The sequence below is a fragment of the Tessaracoccus sp. O5.2 genome, assembly GCF_964266725.1.
Classification (GTDB): domain Bacteria; phylum Actinomycetota; class Actinomycetes; order Propionibacteriales; family Propionibacteriaceae; genus Arachnia; species Arachnia lapidicapta.
In genome coordinates this window covers 42,682-63,847 of sequence record NZ_CAXWGV010000034.1, presented here as the reverse complement: position 1 = coordinate 63,847, position 21,166 = coordinate 42,682, and the positions used below count along the sequence as shown (strand labels likewise).

Genomic DNA, 21,166 nt, shown 5'->3' with positions numbered 1-21,166 from the left:
GTGCGACTCTGCCGTGGCGCCGCGGGGGCGAGCGGACCCGCCCGCCGCGCGACTTGACCCTGCCGCGACGTCAAGGTTTAGCGTCGTCGACATGACCGATGTCACGACCCTCATCCAGACCCTGTCCCACGACGACGGCAGCGCACGGCGGCAGGCCGCGCTCGCGCTCGGAGCCGCCGCGGATCCCGCGATCAGCCCCGCGCTGGTCGGGCGCCTGCGCGTGGAGCGAGACTCCTGCATCCGCGAGGACCTCACCTGGGCGCTGGTGCAGCACGCCGACGAGGCGGCCGACGACCTGCTGGCCATGCTCACCAGCAGCGATCCGTCCGATCGCCGCACGGCCGCCCACGTCCTCAGCAAGATCGGCGACCCGGCGCACTTCGAGGACCTGCGACCGCTCGTCGCCGACGAGCACCCGGACGTGGCCATCAAGGCCTACCGCGCCGTGGCCAACACGGGCCGGCCCGAGGCGGCCGACGCGCTCGCGGCCCGGCTCGGCGACGGGGAGGCGCTGCAGCGCGACGCGCTCACCACGGCGATGCACCGCCTGGGCGCGGCGGCCGTTCCCGTCCTCGTCGTCGCGCTGAGCGACGGCGATGCCGAGGTGCGGGCCCATGCGGCCGAGGCGCTGGGCCACATCGGCGAGCCGGACGCCGACGCGGCGGTGGAGGCCCTGGAGGGCGCGGCTGCCGACGTCGACGCGGAGGTCCGCCTGGCGGCCGTGTCGGCCCTCGGCCAGCTGCCCGAGGCGGCCGCGGGTGCGCTCGAGCGCCTGGCCGCCGCCGGCGACCCGGTCGTCGCTCAGGTGGCCCGCGCGTTCCGGGCCCGCGGGGCCGCGAAGGCCTGACGGTCCGCCACCAGGCGGCGGGCCAGCAGCCGGGTGTGCTCGTCGGGGGAATCGACCTCGCCCTCGATGGCGCGCCCGGCCGCGTCGCCCGGGATCTGGCCCAGGGCCATCAGCGCCGCGAACCGGACCTCGCGGTCCGGGTCGTGCAGCAGCCCGGCGAGGGCCGGCCCGCTCCCGGGTGACGCGCGGAGCCCCAGCACCTCCGCGGCCAGCGAGCGGACCGTCGGCGCCGGATCCGTCACGGCGGCGAGCAGCGGCTCGTCCGCCCCGTCCACGCGCGCCAGGGCGGCCGCGACCTCGTCGCGCACCAGCGAGCGCGCGTCGCCCAGCGCCCCCATCAGGGCGTCGACGGCGCCGGCCCCGCCGATCTGGCCGAGGCCGAAGGCGGCCTTCGCCGCCACCTCCACTGCCTCGTCGCGCAGCAGCCGGGCCAGCAGCGGCACGGCCGCCGGGTCCCGCAGCTTGCCCAGGACGTGCGCCAGGGCGTGGCGGGACTGGTCGTCGCCGGTGGCGAGCGCCTGGTTCAACCGGTCCACCGCCCCATCGGGCTGCTGCGTGAGGGCCCAGGTGGCCGCCTCCCGGACCCCGGGCTCGGGATCCGAGCGCAGCAGTTCCACCAGGTCGTCGAAAGGAGCGGTCGCGTGGCCCGTGAGCGCCGCGCGGAAGCGGACGGCGGGCTCCGGATGGCGGAGCCGCTCGCTCAAGGCGATGGCGTCCAGAACCTCGTCCCATCCGGCCTCGGCCGCCCTGGCCAGCGACCGCAGGCGGGCCAGCAACTCCTGCTCGGCGACGATGCGCCGCTCGACGTCCTCGGCGTGGCGCCGCAGCAGAGACGCCGCGTCCCCGCCCGGCGCGTCCAAGGCGTCGCGCACCTCGGCCAGCGACAGCCCCAGCGACTTGAGATGCTGGATCGCCAGCAACCGCACCAGGTCGTCGTGGGAGTAGAGGCGGTAGTCGGCGCCGGACCGATCGCTCGGCACGAGCAGCCCCAACTCGTCGTAGTGCCGCAGCGTGCGCTGCGTGAGGCCCGTGCGGCGGGCCACCTCGCCGATGCGCAGCGCCTCCAACGTCACTGACCGCCGCGACGCAGGTCCAGCACGCCCAGCGCGTCGGCCAGCGACGGCACCTCCACGACGCGCAGCCCGCCCAGGCGCGGGACCTTGACGGTCACGTCGCGCGAGCCCGTCGGCACCAGTGCCAGCTCGAAGCCGAGCCGGGCCGCCTCCGCCAGGCGACGCTCCACGCCTGGCACCCGGCGCAGGTCGCCCGCGAGGCCCACCTCGCCGAGGGCCAGCAGGCGCCGCGGATGCTGCCGGTCCAGCGCCGCCGACGCGATGGCGACGGCGGCCGCCAGGTCCACCGAGGGGTCCGTCACCCGGGCGCCGCCCACCGTCGACACGTACACGTCGTGCTGGGAGAGAGGCAGGCGGGCCTTGCGCTCCAACACCGCCAACACCATCGCGATGCGCGACGTGTCGAGCCCGTGCGTGGTGCGCCGCGGCGAGGACTGGTACGGCGACGGCGCCACCAAGGCCTGGATCTCCGCCAGCAGCGGCCGCCTGCCCTCCATCGTCACCGTGACGCAGGTGCCGGGCGTGGGCTCCGAGTGCGCCGTCGTGAACAGCCCCGACGGGTCCGGGACCTCGACGATCCCGGTCTCGCTCATCTCGAAGCACCCCACCTCGTCGGCGGGGCCGAAGCGGTTCTTGGTGGCGCGCACCATCCGGAAGCCCGAGTGCCGGTCCCCCTCAAAGGTGAGCACCACGTCGACGAGGTGTTCCAGCGTCCGCGGGCCGGCGATGGAGCCGTCCTTGGTGACGTGGCCGACGATGATGGCGGCCATGTCCTCGCGCTTGGCGACGCGGGCGATGGCGCCGGTGACCTCGCGGACCTGGGCCGGGCCGCCGGGGGCGCCGTCCGCCTCCGCCGTGGCGACCGTCTGCACGGAGTCCAGCACCAGGAGGCTCGGCTTGACGGTCTCGATGTGACCCAGCACCGTGCCGAGGTCCGTCTCCGACGCCAGGTACAGCGCATCGTCGACGGCGCCCGTGCGCTCCGCGCGAAGCCGCACCTGCGAGGCGGACTCCTCGCCGGAGATGTACAGCGTGGTCTGCCCGGAGCGGGCCCACTTCGCCGCGACGTCGAGCAGCAGCGTGGACTTCCCGACGCCCGGCTCCCCGGCCAGCAGCACGACCGCGCCGGGCACCAGTCCGTCGCCCAGGACGCGGTCGAGTTCGGCGATGGTCGTCAGGCGCCGGACGGCCGTGTCGGTGGGGACCTGTGAGATGGGCACGGCCGCGTCGGTGGGCACCGACGACGACACCTGCCGCAGCTTCGGCGCGCCGCGCTCGACGACGGTGCCCCACGCCTGGCACTCGGCGCAGCGGCCGACCCAGCGCGCGCTCGTCCAACCGCACTCGGTGCAGTGGTAGGTGTCCTGTTTCTTCGCCACGGGGTGAGCTTAGGCGGAGGGTCGGACAGTCCTAGATGGTGACGGTGCCCCGGGTCGGCGATTCGAAGGTGACGTTGGAAATGCCGGGCGTGCCGTGCGGCGCCACGAGGTCGAGGTGGACCCCGTCGATCTCGTCGGCGACGGGGGCGGCCAGCCACTCCGACAGCCGGTCCGCGGACCCGGAGATCTGCACCTGGGTCAGCCGGACGTCACCGCGCAGCGCGGCGGGCCGAAGCGACTCGTCGGACTTCCACTCCAGGAAGTAGGGCAGCTGCGGGTCGGCGATGAGGCCGCGGATGCCGATCTGCACCCACTCGAGGCGCCGACCGTCCGGGAAGTGCCGCAGGCCGGGGACGGCTGCGCGCTCCAGCCGCTGCTCGAACGGCGTGATGTCGGGGACGCTGACGACCCAGCCCATCCAGCCGCCGCCCATCTCGGAGCGGGCACGCACGGCCTGGCCGAACGCGGCCTTGTCGGCGGCGGGGTGGTCGAGGACCTCGACCACTTCGATGTAGCGGGCGTCCGCCAGGGGGATGATGTGGTTCCGGGTGCCGAACCGCGGGTGGAAGCCGCCATCCTTGAAGTCGGTGCCCAGAGCGTCGGCCAGCCGGGCTGCCTCTGCCTTGAGGCCGTCGGGGCCGGTCGCGAAGATCAGATGGTCGACGTGCATGGCCACATTCTCGCCCCGACAAGCCCGAAACCACTAATCGGCCTGGCAGCGGGGGACGCACCGGGCGAGGCGGGTAGGGTGACCGTGTGTCCACGTCGAAGGTCCTCCTGTCGACCACCTCGGTCTACCCCGAGGCATCCTCCAGCGCGTTCGAACTCGCCGCGGGCCTGGGCTATGACGGCGTCGAACTGATGGTGGGCGTCGATGGGCTGTCGATCGACATCGACGCGGTCGAGAAGCTCTCCAGCTACCACGGGGTCCCGGTGCTGTCCGTGCACGCGCCGACCCTCCTGGTCACCCAGACCACCTGGGGATCGGACCCGTGGGAGAAGCTGCGCCGCTCCGGGGAGGCGGTCAGCCGGCTGGGCGGCGACACGGTCGTGGTGCACCCCCCGTTCCGGTGGCAACGCGAGTACGGCGCCGAGTTCGTGGCCGGCATCAAGCGGCTCAACGACGAGATGGACGTGACGTTCGCCGTCGAGAACATGTACCCGTGGCGCACCCCCGCCGGGCACTTCCAGGCGTACCTGCCCGGCTGGGACCCCACCCCGTACGACTACGACCACCTGACGCTGGACCTCAGCCACGCGTCGACGGCGCAGCGCCAGGCCCTCGACCTGGTCCACGCCTGGGGGGACCGGCTGGCGCACGTGCACCTCACCGACGGCCGCGGTTCCCTCAAGGACGAGCACCTCCTGCCCGGTGAGGGGGACCAGGCGGCGTGGCAGGTCGTCGAGGAGGTGACGGTCTCCGGCTTCACGGGCCACATGGTGCTCGAGGTGTCCACGCGGCGCGCCCGTTCCCGCCACGAGCGCGAGGAACTGCTGGGCGACTCGCTGGCCACCATCCGCTCCGTCATCGCCAAGGGCGCAGCGAGGAGGGCAGATGTCGCGTCTTAACACCGCGGTGCGCGGATTCATCCGCTCCCGCCGGGTGCAGGGCGCCGCCGTGGGGTCTGGCGCCGCCGAGGACTTCGCCCGCGCGTACGTCGCGGGGGAGGGCATCCCCGATGCCGTCGAGGTCGCGCGGACGCTCACCGGCCAGGGGCTGCTGGTGTCCCTGGCCTATCTGCCCCGCTCGGATGCGGAGACCGAGACCACCGGCATGCTCATCGACACCGTCGCGGCGCTGGGTGAGACCGCCCGTGGGGTCGAGGTCTCGGTGAAGCCGTCGTCGCTCGGGCTCCGGGTGGACGCCGCAGGTGCGCGGGCGCGCCTCGAGGACCTCTGCGCGGTCACCCGCGACGCGGGCGCCGTCGTCACCCTGGAGATGCAGGGCACCGAGGAGTACGACGCGACGCTGCGGCTGTGGCGCGACGCGCGCGAGCACTGCGACCGGATCGGCCTGACGCTCCCGGCGGACATCCGGCGCTCCGAACGGGAGGCGGCCGCGGTCGCCGCCGAAGGAGCCCGGGTGCGCGTGTGCGTCGGTTCCTACCCCGTGCCCCCGGGCGCCGGGTACGACTCGGAGCAGGAGAAGTCGCGGGCTCTGGTCCGCTGCCTGCGCACCGTCATGGAGCACGGCGGGTACGCGATGCTGGCCTCGCACGACCCGACGCTCGTGGCCATCGCGCAGGACCTCGCCCGCCGCAACGCGGTCGGGGCGGACGAGTTCGAGTTCCAGATGTTCTACGGCGTGCGCCCGCTCGAGCAGCGCCGCCTGGCCGACATCGGCTACCGGTCCCGCACGTACGTCCCGTTCGGTCCTGCGTGGTTCGAGTACCTCACCACACGCATCGCGGCCCGCCCGCGGACCCTGTTCAGCTACCTGCGCGCCATCGCCGACAAGCGATGAGGGTGGGAGACCGTCGGCTCCGCGCCGAGATCGGCATCGTGCTGCTGCTGTCGCTGGGGCAGTCGGCCGTCTACGCCGTGCTGTCGATCATCGAGAAGCTGACGCGCCCGACCCCGCTCAACCAGCAGACCACGGCCATCAACACCAGCGCCACGCCGGACCGGCCATGGCTCGACCTGGCCTACCAGCTGGCGTGGCTGACGTTCCCGCTGATCCCGGTCGTGCTCGCGCTGCATCTGCTGGCGACGCAGCGCCGCCCGGACGAGGGCCCGTTCCGCGTCATGGGCTTCGACCTGCGGCGCCCCGGGTTCGACCTGGGGTGGGGAGTCGGTGTCTTCGCGGTCATCGGGGTGGCCGGGCTCGCGTTCTACCTCGCCGCCGTCGAGCTGGGCATCAACACGCAGGTGAGCACGGCGAACCTCGCCGCCGCCTGGTGGACCGTGCCCGTGCTCGTACTGCGCGCGATCATGAACGGGGTGCTGGAGGAGGTGCTCATGATCGGCTACCTCTTCACGCGCTGGACCCAGACCGGTGGCCGCATGTGGGTCATCGTCGTCGTCAGCGCGTTCATCCGCGGCGGCTACCACCTCTACCAGGGATTCGGCGGCTTCCTCGGCAACCTCGTCATGGGGCTCGTGTTCGGCTGGCTCTATCTGCGGATCCGCCGGGTGATGCCGCTGGTCATCACGCATTCGCTGCTCGACATCGCGGCGTTCCTCGGGGCCCCGCTGCTGCCCGTGGTCACGGCCTGGTTCTCCTGAAGCCTCACAGCCCCGCGCCCAGGGTGAGCCCACCGACGGCGGCCGCGAGGGCGAGCGCCAGCATGGCGAGCGCCAGGGTGACGGCCATCCACGGTCGGCCCGAGCGGACTACGCGCACCAGCTCGACGCTGGCCGTGCTGAACGTGGTGAAGCCGCCCAGGAACCCGGTGCCCAGCACCGCGCGGAGCGTCCCCACCTCGAGGGCGCCGGCCACCAGCCCCAGGCCGAACGATCCAAGCACGTTGATCGTCAGGGTCGCGATGGGGAACCCGCGGGGGCCGCGCGCCGAGAGCAATCCGTCGGTCACGTAGCGGGCCGCGGCGCCCAGCCCACCGGCCAGCGCCACCCACAGCCACGTCACGGCCGCCCCCCGGGGAGGCGCCGCCCGAGCCACATGCCCGCGGCCGCGGCCAGGTAGCCCAGCACGAGGCTGCCGCCGGCGTAGCCCACCGCCAGGGCGGGCCGGTGGGCGGCGAGGGTGGCGGTCTCGACCGCGAAGGCACTGTACGTGGTGAAGCCGCCGAGCAGCCCGGTGCCCAGCGCGAGCTGCAGCGACTGGCGCCGGCGAGGCTCGCGGACGGTCGCGGCCAGCACCTCGACCAGCAGACCGAGGGCCAGCGCGCCCGCGACGTTGATCGCCAGCGTCGGCCAGGGGATCCCCAGCGGGGAGCCTCCGGTCACGCTGCCGATCGCCGAACGGAGCCCGGCCCCGATGGTGCCGCCGGCCGCGACCAGCGCGACGCGCCGAGGGTCGAGGTGCGCCGGGCGGCCGCTCAGTGCCATTCCAGCGGGGTCTTCCAGTCGACCACGGCCGTTGGCACGACGAGGACGGGCCGGTGCTGGTGGTGCGCCAGATGCGTCCCGACGGCGCCCTCCAGCAACTCGTGCCACCGGCCCGACGCGCCGGGCCGCCTCGTGCCGACGACGATCACCGCCGCGTCGACCGCCCGCGCCAGGTGGGTCAGCGCGCGGTCGGGGCGGCCGGCGAGGTAGCGGAACCGCCACGGGACCGGGGAGCCCGCCAGCAGGTCGCGGATCGCGGCGGTCAGGTCCGCCTCGCGCGCTCTCCACTGGTCCTCGTCGGCGAGATCCGGGTTGAGGTCGCTGTGGCGGACCGTCCCGTCCGGGAACTCGTGCTCGACCACCCGGGCCGGATCTACGTACGCGCAGTAGAGAGTGCCACCCTGCGCCTGGGCGAGCGACGCCGCCGTCAGGACCACGACCTCGGGCTGGTCCGGGGTGACGCCGACCACCACGTCGCTGCCGGCGAAGGGGGTGATCCGGGACGGATGGGGTTGGGGCACCTGACGCATGCGGGCCTCCTGCGGGGGGTGGGACGCGTCGAACACTACCCCCGGCCCGCCGCGTAGACTGCGCCGCATGCGAGTTGGAGTCTTTGGCGCGACCGGGCAGGTCGGCGGCGTGATGCGCCGCCTTCTGGAGGAGCGCGATTACCCCGTTGACGAGATCCGGTACTTCGCCTCGGCGCGGTCGGCCGGCACGACGCTGCCGTGGCGCGGCGCGGAGATCACCGTCGAGGACATCGAGAAGGCGGACTTCGCCGGTCTGGATGTCGCCCTGTTCTCCGCCGGCGGCTCGACGTCGAAGCAGTGGGCGCCGCGGGTGGCCGACGCCGGGGCGACCGTCGTCGACAACTCGTCGGCGTGGCGCATGGACGAGCGTGTCCCGCTGGTGGTGTCCGAGGTCAACCCCGAGGACGTCGCCCGCGCCGAGCTGGGCATCATCGCGAACCCCAACTGCACCACCATGGCCGCCATGCCCGTGCTGAAGGTTCTGCACGACCTCGCGGGGCTCGAGGCCCTGCAGGTCACCACCTTCCAAGCCGTCTCCGGCTCGGGCATCAAGGGCGTCGAGGCGCTCGCGACGCAGCTGGGCCAGATCGAGGACCCGCGGGTCCTGGCCCACGACGGGTCCGCCTTCCAGCCGGCGGACATCGCCCCGTACGTGGCGCCGATCGCCTACAACGTCGTCGCGCTCGCCGGGAGCATCGTCGACGACGGCGAGGGCGAGACCGACGAGGAGAAGAAGCTGCGCAACGAGTCGCGCAAGATCCTCCACCTTCCGGAGCTGCTCGTCGCCGGCACGTGCGTGCGGGTGCCCGTCTTCTCGGGGCACTCGCTCTCGGTGCACGCCCGGTTCTCGCGCGACATCACCCCCCAGCAGGCCCGCGCGGCGCTCGACGGCGCCCCCGGCGTGCGGCTGGCCGACGTCCCCACCCCGCTGCAGGCCGCCGGCCAGGACCCGTCGTTCGTCGGGCGCATCCGCCAGGACCGCAGCGTCGAGGGCGAGCGAGGGCTCGTGCTGTTCATCAGCAACGACAACCTCCGCAAGGGTGCCGCGCTCAACGCCATCCAGATCGCCGAACTGCTCGTCCGATGAGGCTGACCCTGGTCGGCGCCGGCGCGATGGGCGAGGCGCTGCTCACCGGCTGGCTCGGCGCCGGGCACGCGCCGGCGGACCTCGCCGTCGTGGAGCCCGTGCGTGAGCGCGCCGACGCGATCCAGGCCCGCCACGGCGTGCGCGCGGTCGACCTCGCGGAGGCGGCGCGGTCCGACGTGGTCGTGCTGGCCGTGAAACCGCATCAGATCGCCGGCGTGCTCGGCGAGCTGGCGGGCGGGTTGGCAGGCGCCGCGCCGCTGATCGTGTCGATCGCGGCCGGCACCCCGGTGGCCCAGCTGGAGGCGGCGCTGCCCGAGGGCACCGCGGTGGTCCGGGTCATGCCCAACACCCCCGCCCTCGTCGGGCAGGGCATGGCGGGCATCGTGCCCGGGACCGCGGCCTCCGCGGATCAGGTCGACACCGTGCGCGGGCTGATGGACGCCGTCGGGCGCAGCGTCGTCATTGCTGAGAAGCAGATCGACGCGCTCACGGCCCTGTCCGGATCGGGACCCGCGTACCTCTTCTATATTGCCGACGCCATGATCGAGGGCGGCGTGCACCAGGGGCTGACCCGCGCCGAGGCCACCGAGCTGGTCGTCCAGACGTTCGTCGGTTCCGCCGCGCTGCTCGCCACCGGCACCCCGGCGGCGGCGCTGCGCGAGCAGGTCACCTCACCGGCCGGGACCACCGCGGCGGCGCTGCGGGAACTCGACGAGCGGGGCGTCAGGGCCGCGTTCCTGGCCGCCGTCGAGGCGTGCGCGGAGCGCGGACGCGAGATGTCGCGATGAGGGATTGGTCGATCCCCACCGCGAACAGTTAAGATTCAGAGTCTGGCCGCTTCACGGCCGGACGTACACGTACCATCCGGGTCTTCCCGGTGAGGAAAGGCGAACAGTGGGCTCTGTCATCAAGAAGCGCCGCAAGCGCATGGCCAAGAAGAAGCACCGCAAGCTGCTGAAGCGCACCCGCATTCAGCGTCGTCGCGCCGGCAAGTAGTGACCCGACCCTCCAGGGTCCTCCTGCTGACCCGCGCGGGCTGCCACCTGTGTGTGGAGGCCGAGTCGGTCGTCCGCACCACGTGCGAGGACCTGGGGGTGGCCTGGCGCGCCGTCGACGTCGACACCGACGCGGCGCTCCGGGCCGGATACACCGATCACGTGCCGGTCACGTTCGTCGATCAGCGGCTGCTGAGCTACTGGGTCGTCGACGAATCGGCACTGCGTGCGGCGCTGGCCTCGCCGGCCCCACGGGATATGCCAGTCGAGTGGACACCGGCTCTCGCCGACCAGCCCTGAACGGAAACCCGCAGTGACCCAGCCTCTGGAACCCACCTCACCGGCCACCCCGCCGGAATTCGAACCGTCGGGCGGGTCGGTCACGTTCGTCGGGTCCGGTCCGGGAGACCTCGGGCTGCTCACGCTGTCGGGGTCGCGCGCCATGCGCTTCGCGGACCTCATCATCGTCGACCCCGGTGCCGACGTGGAGCAGGTCAGGGCGCTGGCCCCCGCGCACGCTGAGATCAAGCCGTCGGGCAGCGACGACGAGGTGGCAGACATCCTCGGCGCGGTCGCGCGCGGGCGCAAGGTGGTGCGGCTGCACGCCGGCGACTACTTCACCGACGCCGACGCCGGTGGGGTGCTGCCCGAGGTCCTGGCCGCCGCGGGGATCCGCGCCAACGTCGTGCCCGGCGTCACGCGCTGGAGCGCGGCACTGTCCTTCGGGGGAGTGACAGCGACCGCCGCGTTCGCCGCGCTGGACGCCACGCGCGAGGTCCCCGGGATCGACGCCTGGCCGTCCGCCGAGACCCTCGTGGTCCGGACCCGGGGCGCCCTCTCGCACGAGGTCGCGACCCAGGCGGCCCTCCGCTACGGGCTCACCGGCACCTGCCTCAGCATGGTCGGCGTCGGCACCACGGCCCAGGTCAGCGAGGTCGTCAGCTGGGCCGACGTGGACGTGGCCGACGCGGGGGAGTGCTACTTCATCGTCGGACCCGGCATTGAGGACTCCCGCCGCCAGCGTCTCGCCTGGTTCGAGGGCAAGCCCCTCTTCGACTGGCGGATCATCGCGCCGCGCACCAAGGACGACCTCGGCCCGCTCGTCGAGGAACTGAGCCACTACGGCGCCACCACCGAACTGGTCGCCACCATGTCCATCGAGCCGCCCCGGACCGAACAGGCCATGGAGAAGGCGGTGCGTGGGCTGGTCGACGGCCGCTACCTGTGGGTGGTGTTCACCTCGCCGCACGCCGTGACCGCGATCGCCGACCGGCTGGCCGAGTACGGCCTGGACTCGCGCGCGCTGTCGGGCATCAGCCTCGCCGCCGTGGGGCGCGGCACGGTGGAGGCCCTCGCGCGCCTCGGCCTCGTGGCGGACCTCACGCCGGTGGTGGAGAACACCACGGGCGCGCTGGCCACCGAGTTCCCCGCGTACGACAACCTCATCGACCCGCTGGACCGCGTGCTCGTTCCCTCGGCCGACGTGGCCGTGGAGCCGCTCCTCGTGGGCCTCGGCCGCCTGGGCTGGGACGTCGAGGAGGTCACGGCCTACCGCACCGTCCGGGCCGCCCCGCCGCCGCCCGAGGTCCGCGACGACATCAAGACCGGCATGTACGACGCGGTGGTGTTCACCTCGGCCACCGCGGTGCGCAACATGATCGGCATCGCGGGCAAACCGCACGCCGCCACGGTTGTCGCCGCCATCGGCCCCGCCACCGCCGCGGCCTGCGAGATGCACGGACTCCGCGTCGACGTCGTCGCCGACGCGCCCACCTTCGAGTCGCTCGCCGAGTCCCTGGCCCGGTTCGCGGACCGCAGGCGGGCAGACCAGGTGGCCGCCGGCCTCCCGGTCACCAAGCCGTCACAGCGCAAGCGTCGCAAGCGGCGCAAGCCCGTCGACCCGAGCGTCTAGTCTGGAGCGCGTGGTGGACCCGACTCAAGTGCACGTCATGAGACACGGCCAGGTGGAGAACCCTGGCGGGGTGCTGTACGGGCGCCTCCCCGGCTTCGGCCTGTCGGACCTCGGCCGCCAGATGGCGGACCGGATGGCCGAACACTGGCGTGACGTTCCCCTCACGCATCTGCGCTGCTCACCCCTGCAGCGCGCGCAGGAGACCCTCGCGCCCACGGCCCGGCTCCATCCGCACCTGGAGATCACCACCGACGAGCGGGTCATCGAGGCCGACAACCGGTTCGAGGGAAAGGTCTTCGGCGGGTCCAACAAGGCGCTGCGCGACCCGCGCATGTTCTGGCACATGCGCAACCCGCTGCTGCCGAGCTGGGGGGAGCCGTACAAGGAGGTCGCGGAGCGCATGCACGCCGCGATCCGCGACGCCGCCGTCGCCGCCGGTCCCGGTGGGCAGGCGCTCGTGGTGAGCCACCAGCTCCCGATCTGGATCGCGCGCAGCGCCGCCGAGGGCAGGCCCCTGGCGCACGACCCGCGCCGCCGTCGCTGCACCCTGTGCTCCGTCACGAGCTTCACCGTCCGCGACGGCGTCATCACCGCCGTCGACTACGCAGAGCCGGTCGCCGACCTCCTTCCCGCGGCGAGAGGCCGCCGGTTCAAGGTCGGCACGTGAGGGTCGCCGCCGCCGTGTGCGCGGCCGCGCTGGTCCTCACCGCCTGCGGTGCCCCGGCCGCCACGGATCAGGTCGGCTTCCAGGGCGGGGACGGAACCGTGACGATCATTCCCGACGGTGACCGCCGCCCCGCGCCGGTCTTGGCCGGGGAGACCCTCGACGGTGCCCAGATCTCGACGGCCGACTTCGCGGGCCGCCCGGTCGTGGTCAACGTCTGGGGCTCCTGGTGCGCGCCGTGCCGCGCCGAGGCGCCCGAACTCGTGGCGGCGCACGCGGAACTCGGCGAGGACGTGGCCTTCCTCGGCGTCAACACGCGCGACCTGGATGCGGCGCCGGCGCTGGCGTTCGAGCGCGCGTTCGGCATCACGTACCCCAGCATCTTCGACCCCGACGGGCAGTTGCTCCTGGGGTTCGCGCAGCTGCCGCCCAAGGCCATCCCGAGCACCGTCGTCATCGACGCCGACGGCGACGTCGCCGCCCGCGTGCTGGGCGCCGTCGACGCCTCGACTCTGCGCGGCATCCTCGCCGACGTCGGGGCGGTGCGGTGATCCTCCTCGAGTCGTGGGCCGGTGCTGCGCTGACGTCGTCGATGCTCGTGGCTGTGCCGGTGGCCATGCTCGCCGGGCTCGTGTCCTTCGTCTCCCCTTGTGTGCTGCCGCTCCTCCCCGGGTACCTGTCGTACGCGTCCGGCCTCGGGGCCGCGCAGATCGCGGACGGCACCGGGCCGCGGCGCGCGCTGGTCGGTGGAACGATGGGCTTCGTCCTCGGGTTCTCGGTGGTGTTCGTGCTGACCGGCGCCCTGCTGGGCGGCGTCGGGGCGGCGCTGCTGACGAACGCGCGGGCCATCACGATCGTCCTCGGCGTCGTCATCGCCGTCCTGGGCGCGGGGTTCGCCGGCTGGCTCCCGGTCCCCACCGGATGGCGGCCCAGCGTCACCCCACGGATGGGCGTGTGGGCCTCGCCGCTGCTCGGCATGGTGTTCGGGCTTGGCTGGACGCCCTGCATCGGCCCGGCGCTGTCCGTGGTGCTCACGCTGGCCCTCAACGAGGGCTCCGCCGCGCGCGGCGGCATCCTCGCGTTCTTCTACGCCCTGGGGCTCGGGCTGCCCTTCCTCGCGTTCGCGGTCGCGTTCACCCGCCTCGCTCCCCGGCTTGAGTGGCTGCGTCGGCACGGACAGGCGCTGCAGCGGGCAGGCGGCATCGCGATGATCCTGGTCGGCGTGGCCATGGTCGTGGGCTGGTGGGACGCCCTCATCGGCGTGCTGCGGCAGTGGGCCGCGAACTTCGGGACCATCCTGTGACCGCCCAGGACGCCGGGCGCGCGCTCGGCCCCGGGCAGTTCCTGCGCTGGGCATGGGGCCAGCTGACGTCCATGCGGACGGCGCTGGCCCTGCTGTTCCTCCTGGCCCTGGCCACGATCCCCGGCTCGATGATCCCGCAGCGCAGCGCCTCCCCGATCTCGGTGCTGGACTTCAAGCGCGACAACCCGTTCTGGGACGGGATCCTGGAGCCCCTCGGCTTCTACGACGTCTACACCTCGCCGGCGTTCTCGGCGGTGTACCTGCTGTTGTTCGTCTCGCTCATCGGCTGCATCCTGCCGCGCCTCGGTAAGTACGCCACCGCGGTCCGCAAGCCGCCCCCGGCGCTGCCCGCCCGCATCGACCGGCTGCCGGCGTCGGCGTCGGCGCGCACGGATGCCACGACCGAGAACGCCCTGGACGCGGGGGAGGCCTGGCTGCGGTCGCGTCGCTACCGGACGCGCCGCTCCGCCGACGGCGTTTCGGCGGAGCGCGGCTACTCGCGCGAGGCCGGCAACCTCGTGTTCCACCTGTCGCTCATCGCCATGCTCATCGGCATGGCCTGGTCCAATCTCCTGGGTTATCACGGCAGCGTCGTCGTCGTGGAGGGTCGCGGGTTCGCCAACGTCATCACGCAGTACGACGACTTCACCGCCGGCGCCCTCGTCGACACCGACCGCCTCGAGGCGTTCGACCTCGACGTCACCGAGTTCCGGGCCACTTTCGAGACCGGGGAGGTCCAGCGCGGCGCCGCCCGGCAGTTCGACGCCGACGTCACCGTCACCGACGCCACCGGCACCCGCGACGTCCTCCTCACGGTCAACGAGCCCGTCCTGACGTCCGGCGGCACGCAGGTCAACCTCATCGGTCACGGCTACGCCCCGACGTTCACGGTCCGCGACGGCAACGGCGACGTGGCCTTCAGCGGTCCGGTGGTCTTCCTGCCGCAGGATGGCAACTTCTCCTCCGTGGGGGTGGTCAAGGTTCCCGACGCCCGGCCGCAACGCCTGGCCTTCGAGGCGTTCTTCTTCCCGACGGCAGTGTTGGACGAGACGGGGCCCCGCTCCGTGTTCCCCGACGCCCTCAACCCGGAGGTGTACCTCAACGCCTGGTCCGGCCCCCCGGCCGTGGAGACGGGCCGTCCGGAGAGCGTCTACACGCTCAACACCGCTGGCCTGGCCCCGGTCCCCGGCGACGGGGGAGAGGTGCTGCGGGCGCGGATGCTGCTCGGCGCCGGGTTCACCCTGCCCGACGGCCTGGGTTCCATCAGCTTCGACGGCTGGCAGCGCTGGGTGAAGCTGCAGGTGAGCGAGACCCCCGGCAACGCCATGACGCTCATCTCGCTGGCCGTCGGGCTGGCCGGCCTGAGCGTGTCGCTGTTCGTGCGTCCCCGTCGACTCTTCGTCCGCGTCACCGACGGCGAGGCCACCGCCGGCGGCCTGGACCGCGCCGACGCGGCGACCGGTCTGGAGGACGAGGTCGCGGGGCTTTTGGCCTCCGTCGCGCCCGCTGGGCACAATGGGGTCGCGCCGGGCGGCGCGGAGGAGGAGAGCAGATGACGCTGTCGGAGTGGTCCTACACCGTGATGGTCTATGCCACCGTCGGCTACCTCCTCGCGTTCGCCATGCACGCGCTCGAGTGGTCCGCCGCCCGCGGGCTCGCCCCGGCGCGGCCGGCTGACGGGTCCGAGGACGCGCAGCGGCTGCGCGTGGACCAGTGGGGGCGCTTCGGCGTCGCGGCCACCGTCCTCGCGGCGGTGCTGCACATCTCGGCCGTCGTGCTGCGCGGGGTGGCGGCGGAGCGTCCGCCCTGGGGCAACATGTACGAGTTCATCACCTCGGCGCTCGCCTTCGCCGTCCTCATCCACCTCGTGGCCGTCGCCCGGTTCGGCATGCGGTGGCTGGGTCTGGGACTCACCCTCCTCTACTCGATCGGGCTCGGGGTGGCCGTCACGCAGTTCTACGTGGAGGTGTCGCCGTTGGTGCCGGCTCTGCACAGCGTGTGGTTCATCATCCACATCGTCGCCGCCGCGATCGCGGGCGCGGCCTTCAACGTCGGCGCGGTGGCGTCGGCGCTGTACCTGGCGCGCGACGCCGCGGAACGCCGGGCGGAGTCGCGCGGGGTGCCACTGACGGGCTACCTGGCGAAGCTGCCATCGGCCCGCACCCTGGATCTGGTGTCCTACCGCCTGCACGCCTTCGCGGTGCCGCTGTGGACCTTCACGATCGCGGCCGGCGCCATCTGGGCGCAGTACGCGTGGGGGCGGTTCTGGAACTGGGACCCGAAGGAGACGTGGTCCTTCATCACCTGGATCGTGTACGTGGCGTACCTGCACGCCCGCGCGACGGCGGGCTGGCGGGGCCGCCCCGTCGCGATCATCGCCCTGATCGGGCTGGTGACCTTCTGGTTCAACTTCATCGGCGTCAACCTGCTGTTCAGCGGCCTCCACTCGTACGCGGGGATCTGAGCCATGGAGTCCGACGAGGACCTCGACTGGCTCGCCCTGTTGTACGAGGAGCAGGGACCGATCCTGCACCGGCTCGTCGTGCTCCTCGACGCCGAACACCAGTCCGGCCGCATCGTCCGCAGCGCGCTCCTGGCGCTGCACCGGCGGGGCCACCGGCTCATCGACCCGGCCGAACGCGTCGAGTTCCTGCAGGAGCACGTCGTGCACCTGGCCCGCGCTGTTCGCGACGCCCAGGCCGGGATCCGGCTGCCGGCCGTCGCCGAGGCGCGGCAGCAAGAGATCCTCACCGCCCTGAGCGCCATGCCGGCGCGCTCGTCGGAGCTGCTCATCGTCAGCCACTACCTGTCGGTGTTCGGGCCGGAGCTGGCGGGCATCATGCGTATGTCCGTGCGGTCGTGCAACCTCCGGCTGGAGGCGGCGCTGGAGACGCTACGCCGCGCTGTGGGCGACCCCACGGCCGGTAGCCAGCCCGGCGTCATCGAGTCGCTGTCCCAGGAGGTGACCGCCGCGCTCCGATCCGCCGCCCGCACGGTCCAGTCCCCGGGGACCGAGACCCTCGAGGGCGAGCTGCGCGCGCTGTCGCGGCAGCGCGGCCGCAGCGTGGGCCCACGCGCGGCGGCGGCCGTGGCGGTCCTGGCGGTGGCGGCGGGCCTGCTGCTCGCCGCGGTCAGCCGCCCGACGACGGCGGTGCCCGAGGTCTCGAGCCCCGCTCCGTCGGCGGCTCCGACGGCATCCGCGGCGCCGCGGTCCCTCCCGGCGCAGGTCCGCGGGGTGCCGCTCTACTACGTGGGGCGCCAGGACGGCCGCCTCTACCGGGAGCAGCGGGACCTGCCCGCCACGGGCAACCTCGTCAGCGGAGCGCTCGAGGCGTTGCTCACCCTGGCCCCGTTGGACCCGGACTACGAGTCGGCGTGGGGCCCCGGCACGCTCAACGCGACCGAGACCATCGGCGACACCCTCACCGTGGACCTCTCCGCCGACGCGTACGCCGAACTGGCCACGCCCGGCGAGGCCGACCGCGCCCGCAACCAGATGGTCTACACCGCCTCGGAGCTCGTCGGCGACCCGCAGCTTCGGATCAAGTTCCTGGCCGACGGCGCCCCGCCGCCTGAGGCCTTCGTGTCGGACGAGGGATTCACGCGCGACGGCATCGAACCGATGCCCGGCCTCTGGATCAGCTCCCCGCGCAACGCGGCCCAGCTCTCTGCCGGGCAGGTCGTCGTCATCGGGACGGTCAAACCGGACATCGGCGAGCCGATCGTGACCATCACCGACATCGACACGGACACGGTCGTTGCGCAGACGTCCGCCCAGACCTCGACCGGGGTCAACGCCGACGGGTGGCGCGTCTGGTCCGTGAGCGTGCAACTCAGCGACGGCAGCTACGACATCCGCGCCGCCGTCGCCGGCACATGGGCGGAGAACAAGTCCGTCACGGTCGACTAGGTCGAGGCGACGACGCGGGCCAGCCTGGCCTGGAGCGCCACCGGCGCGAGCCGCGTGGCGAGCGCCATGGCCGCGTTCGGGAGGCCGTCGACGACGAGCGGCCGGTGGGCGGCCAAAGCCCGCATGGTCGTCTCCACCACCTGCGCGGGGGTCCGGCGGCGGCGCATCACCGCGTCGTCACCCGCCGTGGCGAAGAATTCGGTCTCCGTCGGGCCGGGGCAGATGACGACGACGCGCACCCCGGTCTCCCGCAGCTCCTCCCAGAGCGCCACGCCCAGGCGCTTGACGTAGGCCTTCGTGGCTGCGTAGACGGCCATCGTGGGGATGGGCTGGAACGCCGCCGTCGACGCGACCTGGATGATGGCGCCCGACCCGCGTGCGACCATGCCCGGGACCACGGCGCGCGTCAGCTCGGTGAGAGCGACCATGTTGAGTTCCATCTCCTGGCTCATCCGCTCCGGCTCGATCTCAGCGAACGCGCCCATGGTGCCGAAGCCCGCGTTGTTGACGAGGTGACTGACATCCAGTTCCGCCATGCGGCTCACGAGTGCGGCGCGTTGCGCGGGGTCGGTGAGGTCGGCGGGGTGGGTCTCGGCGAGCACCCCGAAGTGGCTCCGGACGCGCTCGGCGACCGCCTCGAGGAGGTCAGCCCGGCGGGCCACCAGCAGGACGTTGGCGCCGTCTGCGGCGAGCCGCTCGGCGAACTCCACACCCAGCCCGCTCGACGCCCCGGTCACGACAGCCCACGATCCATTCATGGGCGCAAGCTTAGGCGACCGGCGTCGGCGCGCTGCGGCTGTGACCCGGGGGAGGGGTTAGTGGAACAATGGGCGCCATGCAGCATTTCGATCTGGCAGTCATCGGGTCCGGGTCCGGCAACTCCTTGATCGATGAACGCTTCGCGGACTGGGACGTGGCGCTCATCGAGCGTGACCCCGTGTTCGGCGGCACGTGCCTCAACCGCGGCTGCATCCCGACGAAGATGTTCGTCGTCCCGGCGGACCTGGCGGCGTCGCCCGCCCACGCGGCCCGCCTGGGAGTCGACCTCGATCTGCGCGGCTCTGACTGGGGCGCCATCCGGGACCGGATCTTCGGCCGCATCGACCCGATCTCCGCCGGAGGCCTCGACTGGCGCGAGCGCTCGGCCAACGTCACGGTCTTCCACGCCGAGGCGTCCTTCGCGGGGCCGAAGGAACTCGCCCTGGGCGACGACCGGATCAGCGCGGACCGGATCGTCATCGCCACCGGCTCCCGCCCGCGGCTCCTGGCGGTGCCCGGTATCGAGGACGCCGCCGCCAAGGTCTACACCTCTGACACCATCATGCGCATCGCCGAGCGGCCGCGACGCCTCGTCATCGTCGGCGGGGGGTACATCGCGGCCGAGTTCGCGCATGTGTTCTCCGCCCTCGGCACCGACGTGACGCTCGTCAACCGCAGCGACGTCCTGCTGCGGCACCACGACCGCGAGATCGCCGAGCACTACGCGTCCATGGTCGCCGGCCGTGTCCGGGTCCGGCTCAACCAGGAGCTGGCGGCGCTGGAGACGGACCAGCGCGGCGAGCTGACGGTCATCACCCGGGACCGCAACGGCATCGAGTACGAGTACTACGCCGACGCCGTGCTGCTCGCCGTGGGCCGCGTGCGCAACTCCGACGCCCTGAACCTGCCGGCGGCCGGCATCGACGTCAAGCCCGGTGGCCAGATCCACGTGGACGCCCAGCAGCGCACGAACGTCGACGGCATCTGGGCGATGGGCGACGTGTCCTCGGACTACCTGCTCAAGCACGTCGCGAACGCCGAGATGCGCACCGTGCAGCACAACCTGCTCTACCCCGACAATCCGGTGGAGACGGACCACCGCTACGTTCCGCAGGCCGTCTTCAGCCACCCGCAGATCGCGTCGGTCGGCGCCACCGAGGAGCAGCTCAAGGCCTGGGGCGTGCGCTACGTCGCCTCCCGGCAGCGGTACGCCGACGTGGCGTACGGCTGGGCGCTGGAGGACGAGGGGCACTTCGTGAAACTGCTGGCCGACCCCGGCACCTGGCATCTGCTGGGCGCCCACATCATCGGGCCGCAGGCGCCGTCGCTGATCCAGCCGCTGATCCAGGCCATGAGCTTCAATCTGCCGGTCCCGCAGATGGCCCGCGGCCAGTACTGGATCCATCCTGCGCTGCCTGAGGTCGTCGAGAACGCCCTCCTGGGCCTGCTCGACGCCCACCACCCGGTGTACCTCGACCGGTGAGGCGCCGGGTCCTCCAGGCACTGGCTCCCGCAGTTGCGGCGGTGGCCGTGGTCGGCTGCGCCCCGGCGCCGACGCTCCCGCCCACCGCCGACTCGGGGGTGGCCCCCGCCGCCGCGCAGGCGACGGAGGCGCAGGCCGCCGCCGCGCCGGCGGAGAGCCCCGCCCCGCGACAGTGCGCCGAGGTCGCCGAGGAGCTCCCCCTGTCCGCCCAGGTGGGTCAGCTGTTCATGGTCGGGGTGTCCACCGCCGGACTCGACGAGACGACCAGGCGCGCCATCACGCAGGGGCGCGTGGGCTCGGTCGTCCTCCTCGAGAACACCCGCTCCGGGGCCGACGACATCCGCCTGCTCACCGCCGAGCTCGGCAGCCTCGGCACCGCCGACCTCCCGCTCCTGATCGCCGTCGACCAGGAGGGCGGGCGCGTCCAGCGCCTCCGCGGGCCCGGGTTCGACGACATCCCCACCGCCGTCGACCAGGGCGCCATGCCCGGCGACGAGCTGCGAGAGGCCGCGGAGACCTGGGGCGAGCAGCTGCGACGCGCCGGGATCCACTACAACCTGGCGCCCGTGGCCGACGTCGTCCCGGCGGACCTCGTCGAGAGCAACGCCCCCATCGGGGCGCTGTCGCGCCACTACGGCAACGACGCGGGCGCCGTCGGCGAGCAGGTGGCTGAGTACGTCTCGGGCATGGACGCGGCGGGCATTCGCACGTCGCTGAAGCACTTCCCGGGGCTGGGCAAGGTCGACACGAACACGGACTTCGGCGCGGCCCGCGACGACGTGACCGGCCGCGACGACGCGGGCCTGGATGCCTTCCGCGCCGGGATCGACGCCGGTGCCGACTCCGTGATGGTGTCCTCGGCGGTGTTCAGCAGGATCGACCCTGACCAGGAGGCCGTCTTCAGCCACACGGTCATCACCGACCTGCTGCGCGACGACCTCGGGTTCGACGGCGTCGTCATCGCCGACGACCTCGGCGCGGCGCGGTCCGTGGCCGGCATCCCGGCCGCCGAACGCGCGGTCCGGTTCCTCGACGCCGGGGGCGACCTCGCCATCAACGCCACGCCGGGGCTGATGGCGGACATGATCGAGGCCACGGCACAGCGGGCCGCCGACGACGAGGACTTCGCCGAGCGCATCGCCGAATCGGCGACCCGGGTCCTGCGGCTCAAGGCCGCCGCTGGGCTCGTCGACTGCGCCTGACGCCCCTGATCACG

24 protein-coding genes are annotated in these 21,166 nt (G+C 73.0%); 17 read left to right on the top strand and 7 right to left on the bottom strand.

What is annotated here, in order from left to right; translation table 11 throughout:
- Positions 1-91: 91 nt before the first annotated feature.
- On the top strand, positions 92-847 hold the full coding sequence (locus ACFQPD_RS10395) for a HEAT repeat domain-containing protein (protein WP_078920091.1): 756 nt from the start codon (positions 92-94) through the stop codon (positions 845-847).
- On the opposite strand, the gene ACFQPD_RS10390 is transcribed toward ACFQPD_RS10395, so the two are convergent.
- From ACFQPD_RS10390 to ACFQPD_RS10380, 3 genes are read right to left on the bottom strand one after another with little or no spacing between them, the layout of a single operon-like run.
- The gene (locus ACFQPD_RS10390) at positions 802-1,920 is read right to left on the bottom strand and encodes a HEAT repeat domain-containing protein (RefSeq protein ID WP_385900562.1); all 1,119 of its coding nucleotides are present in this window, start codon (positions 1,918-1,920) and stop codon (positions 802-804) included. The genes ACFQPD_RS10395 and ACFQPD_RS10390 overlap by 46 nt on opposite strands.
- On the bottom strand, positions 1,917-3,299 hold the full coding sequence (radA, locus tag ACFQPD_RS10385; protein WP_353081433.1) for a DNA repair protein RadA: 1,383 nt from the start codon (positions 3,297-3,299) through the stop codon (positions 1,917-1,919). Before radA ends, ACFQPD_RS10390 begins: the two co-directional genes overlap by 4 nt.
- Before the next feature lie 31 nt (positions 3,300-3,330).
- Positions 3,331-3,969: a VOC family protein gene (locus ACFQPD_RS10380; RefSeq protein ID WP_068750161.1), complete on the bottom strand. Its 639-nt coding sequence runs from the start codon at positions 3,967-3,969 to the stop codon at positions 3,331-3,333.
- A gap of 86 nt (positions 3,970-4,055) precedes the next feature.
- Here ACFQPD_RS10380 and ACFQPD_RS10375 point away from each other — a divergent pair, with 86 nt between their 5' ends.
- From ACFQPD_RS10375 to ACFQPD_RS10365, 3 genes are read left to right on the top strand one after another with little or no spacing between them, the layout of a single operon-like run.
- The gene (locus tag ACFQPD_RS10375; protein ID WP_385900560.1) at positions 4,056-4,868 is read left to right on the top strand and encodes a sugar phosphate isomerase/epimerase family protein; all 813 of its coding nucleotides are present in this window, start codon (positions 4,056-4,058) and stop codon (positions 4,866-4,868) included.
- A complete protein-coding gene (locus tag ACFQPD_RS10370) occupies positions 4,855-5,763 on the top strand; it encodes a proline dehydrogenase family protein (protein ID WP_353082469.1) in 909 nt (302 codons plus the stop codon). Before ACFQPD_RS10375 ends, ACFQPD_RS10370 begins: the two co-directional genes overlap by 14 nt.
- The gene (locus ACFQPD_RS10365) at positions 5,760-6,524 is read left to right on the top strand and encodes a CPBP family intramembrane glutamic endopeptidase (RefSeq protein WP_385900558.1); all 765 of its coding nucleotides are present in this window, start codon (positions 5,760-5,762) and stop codon (positions 6,522-6,524) included. The genes ACFQPD_RS10370 and ACFQPD_RS10365 overlap by 4 nt, the downstream gene beginning before the upstream one ends.
- Before the next feature lie 4 nt (positions 6,525-6,528).
- Here the strand turns inward: ACFQPD_RS10365 and ACFQPD_RS10360 are convergent, their stop codons facing one another.
- Genes ACFQPD_RS10360 through ACFQPD_RS10350 form a run of 3 tightly spaced genes read right to left on the bottom strand, consistent with a single transcriptional unit; the run spans position 6,529 to position 7,837 of the window.
- The gene (locus ACFQPD_RS10360; RefSeq protein ID WP_385900557.1) at positions 6,529-6,885 is read right to left on the bottom strand and encodes a fluoride efflux transporter FluC; all 357 of its coding nucleotides are present in this window, start codon (positions 6,883-6,885) and stop codon (positions 6,529-6,531) included.
- Positions 6,882-7,307, bottom strand: a complete 426-nt coding sequence (locus ACFQPD_RS10355) for a fluoride efflux transporter FluC (protein WP_385900555.1) — start codon at positions 7,305-7,307, stop codon at positions 6,882-6,884. The genes ACFQPD_RS10360 and ACFQPD_RS10355 overlap by 4 nt, the downstream gene beginning before the upstream one ends.
- Positions 7,298-7,837: a universal stress protein gene (locus ACFQPD_RS10350; RefSeq protein WP_385900553.1), complete on the bottom strand. Its 540-nt coding sequence runs from the start codon at positions 7,835-7,837 to the stop codon at positions 7,298-7,300. Before ACFQPD_RS10350 ends, ACFQPD_RS10355 begins: the two co-directional genes overlap by 10 nt.
- 58 nt (positions 7,838-7,895) lie before the next feature.
- Between ACFQPD_RS10350 and ACFQPD_RS10345 the strand changes: the two genes are divergently transcribed.
- From ACFQPD_RS10345 to ACFQPD_RS10295, 11 genes are all read left to right on the top strand, one after another.
- A complete protein-coding gene (locus ACFQPD_RS10345) occupies positions 7,896-8,924 on the top strand; it encodes an aspartate-semialdehyde dehydrogenase (RefSeq protein WP_141680009.1) in 1,029 nt (342 codons plus the stop codon).
- Positions 8,921-9,712, top strand: a complete 792-nt coding sequence (proC, locus tag ACFQPD_RS10340; protein WP_068750176.1) for a pyrroline-5-carboxylate reductase — start codon at positions 8,921-8,923, stop codon at positions 9,710-9,712. Before ACFQPD_RS10345 ends, proC begins: the two co-directional genes overlap by 4 nt.
- A gap of 106 nt (positions 9,713-9,818) precedes the next feature.
- The gene (locus ACFQPD_RS10335) at positions 9,819-9,920 is read left to right on the top strand and encodes a 30S ribosomal protein bS22 (RefSeq protein WP_042842924.1); all 102 of its coding nucleotides are present in this window, start codon (positions 9,819-9,821) and stop codon (positions 9,918-9,920) included.
- Complete coding sequence (locus tag ACFQPD_RS10330; protein ID WP_068750179.1) at positions 9,920-10,219, top strand: glutaredoxin family protein; 300 nt, start codon at positions 9,920-9,922, stop codon at positions 10,217-10,219. Before ACFQPD_RS10335 ends, ACFQPD_RS10330 begins: the two co-directional genes overlap by 1 nt.
- A 13-nt stretch (positions 10,220-10,232) precedes the next feature.
- Positions 10,233-11,831, top strand: a complete 1,599-nt coding sequence (locus ACFQPD_RS10325) for a uroporphyrinogen-III synthase (RefSeq protein ID WP_385900549.1) — start codon at positions 10,233-10,235, stop codon at positions 11,829-11,831.
- Positions 11,832-11,868: 37 nt separating this feature from the next.
- Complete coding sequence (locus ACFQPD_RS10320; RefSeq protein WP_385900547.1) at positions 11,869-12,498, top strand: histidine phosphatase family protein; 630 nt, start codon at positions 11,869-11,871, stop codon at positions 12,496-12,498.
- Positions 12,495-13,046, top strand: a complete 552-nt coding sequence (locus ACFQPD_RS10315; protein ID WP_385900545.1) for a TlpA family protein disulfide reductase — start codon at positions 12,495-12,497, stop codon at positions 13,044-13,046. Before ACFQPD_RS10320 ends, ACFQPD_RS10315 begins: the two co-directional genes overlap by 4 nt.
- Before the next feature lie 41 nt (positions 13,047-13,087).
- Entirely contained in the window at positions 13,088-13,798 is a 711-nt protein-coding gene (locus tag ACFQPD_RS10310) for a cytochrome c biogenesis CcdA family protein (RefSeq protein ID WP_385900693.1), read from the top strand.
- A complete protein-coding gene (locus tag ACFQPD_RS10305) occupies positions 13,768-15,354 on the top strand; it encodes a cytochrome c biogenesis protein ResB (protein WP_385900544.1) in 1,587 nt (528 codons plus the stop codon). Before ACFQPD_RS10310 ends, ACFQPD_RS10305 begins: the two co-directional genes overlap by 31 nt.
- Entirely contained in the window at positions 15,351-16,262 is a 912-nt protein-coding gene (ccsB, locus tag ACFQPD_RS10300) for a c-type cytochrome biogenesis protein CcsB (RefSeq protein WP_068750186.1), read from the top strand. Before ACFQPD_RS10305 ends, ccsB begins: the two co-directional genes overlap by 4 nt.
- 3 nt (positions 16,263-16,265) lie before the next feature.
- Entirely contained in the window at positions 16,266-17,708 is a 1,443-nt protein-coding gene (locus tag ACFQPD_RS10295; protein WP_385900542.1) for a GerMN domain-containing protein, read from the top strand.
- Here the strand turns inward: ACFQPD_RS10295 and ACFQPD_RS10290 are convergent.
- Complete coding sequence (locus ACFQPD_RS10290) at positions 17,705-18,466, bottom strand: SDR family NAD(P)-dependent oxidoreductase (protein ID WP_385900540.1); 762 nt, start codon at positions 18,464-18,466, stop codon at positions 17,705-17,707. The genes ACFQPD_RS10295 and ACFQPD_RS10290 overlap by 4 nt on opposite strands.
- A gap of 77 nt (positions 18,467-18,543) precedes the next feature.
- Between ACFQPD_RS10290 and ACFQPD_RS10285 the strand changes: the two genes are divergently transcribed.
- Positions 18,544-19,950: a mycothione reductase gene (locus tag ACFQPD_RS10285; protein ID WP_385900539.1), complete on the top strand. Its 1,407-nt coding sequence runs from the start codon at positions 18,544-18,546 to the stop codon at positions 19,948-19,950.
- Entirely contained in the window at positions 19,947-21,152 is a 1,206-nt protein-coding gene (locus ACFQPD_RS10280) for a glycoside hydrolase family 3 N-terminal domain-containing protein (protein ID WP_385900537.1), read from the top strand. The genes ACFQPD_RS10285 and ACFQPD_RS10280 overlap by 4 nt, the downstream gene beginning before the upstream one ends.
- The last annotated feature ends 14 nt before the right edge of the window (positions 21,153-21,166 follow it).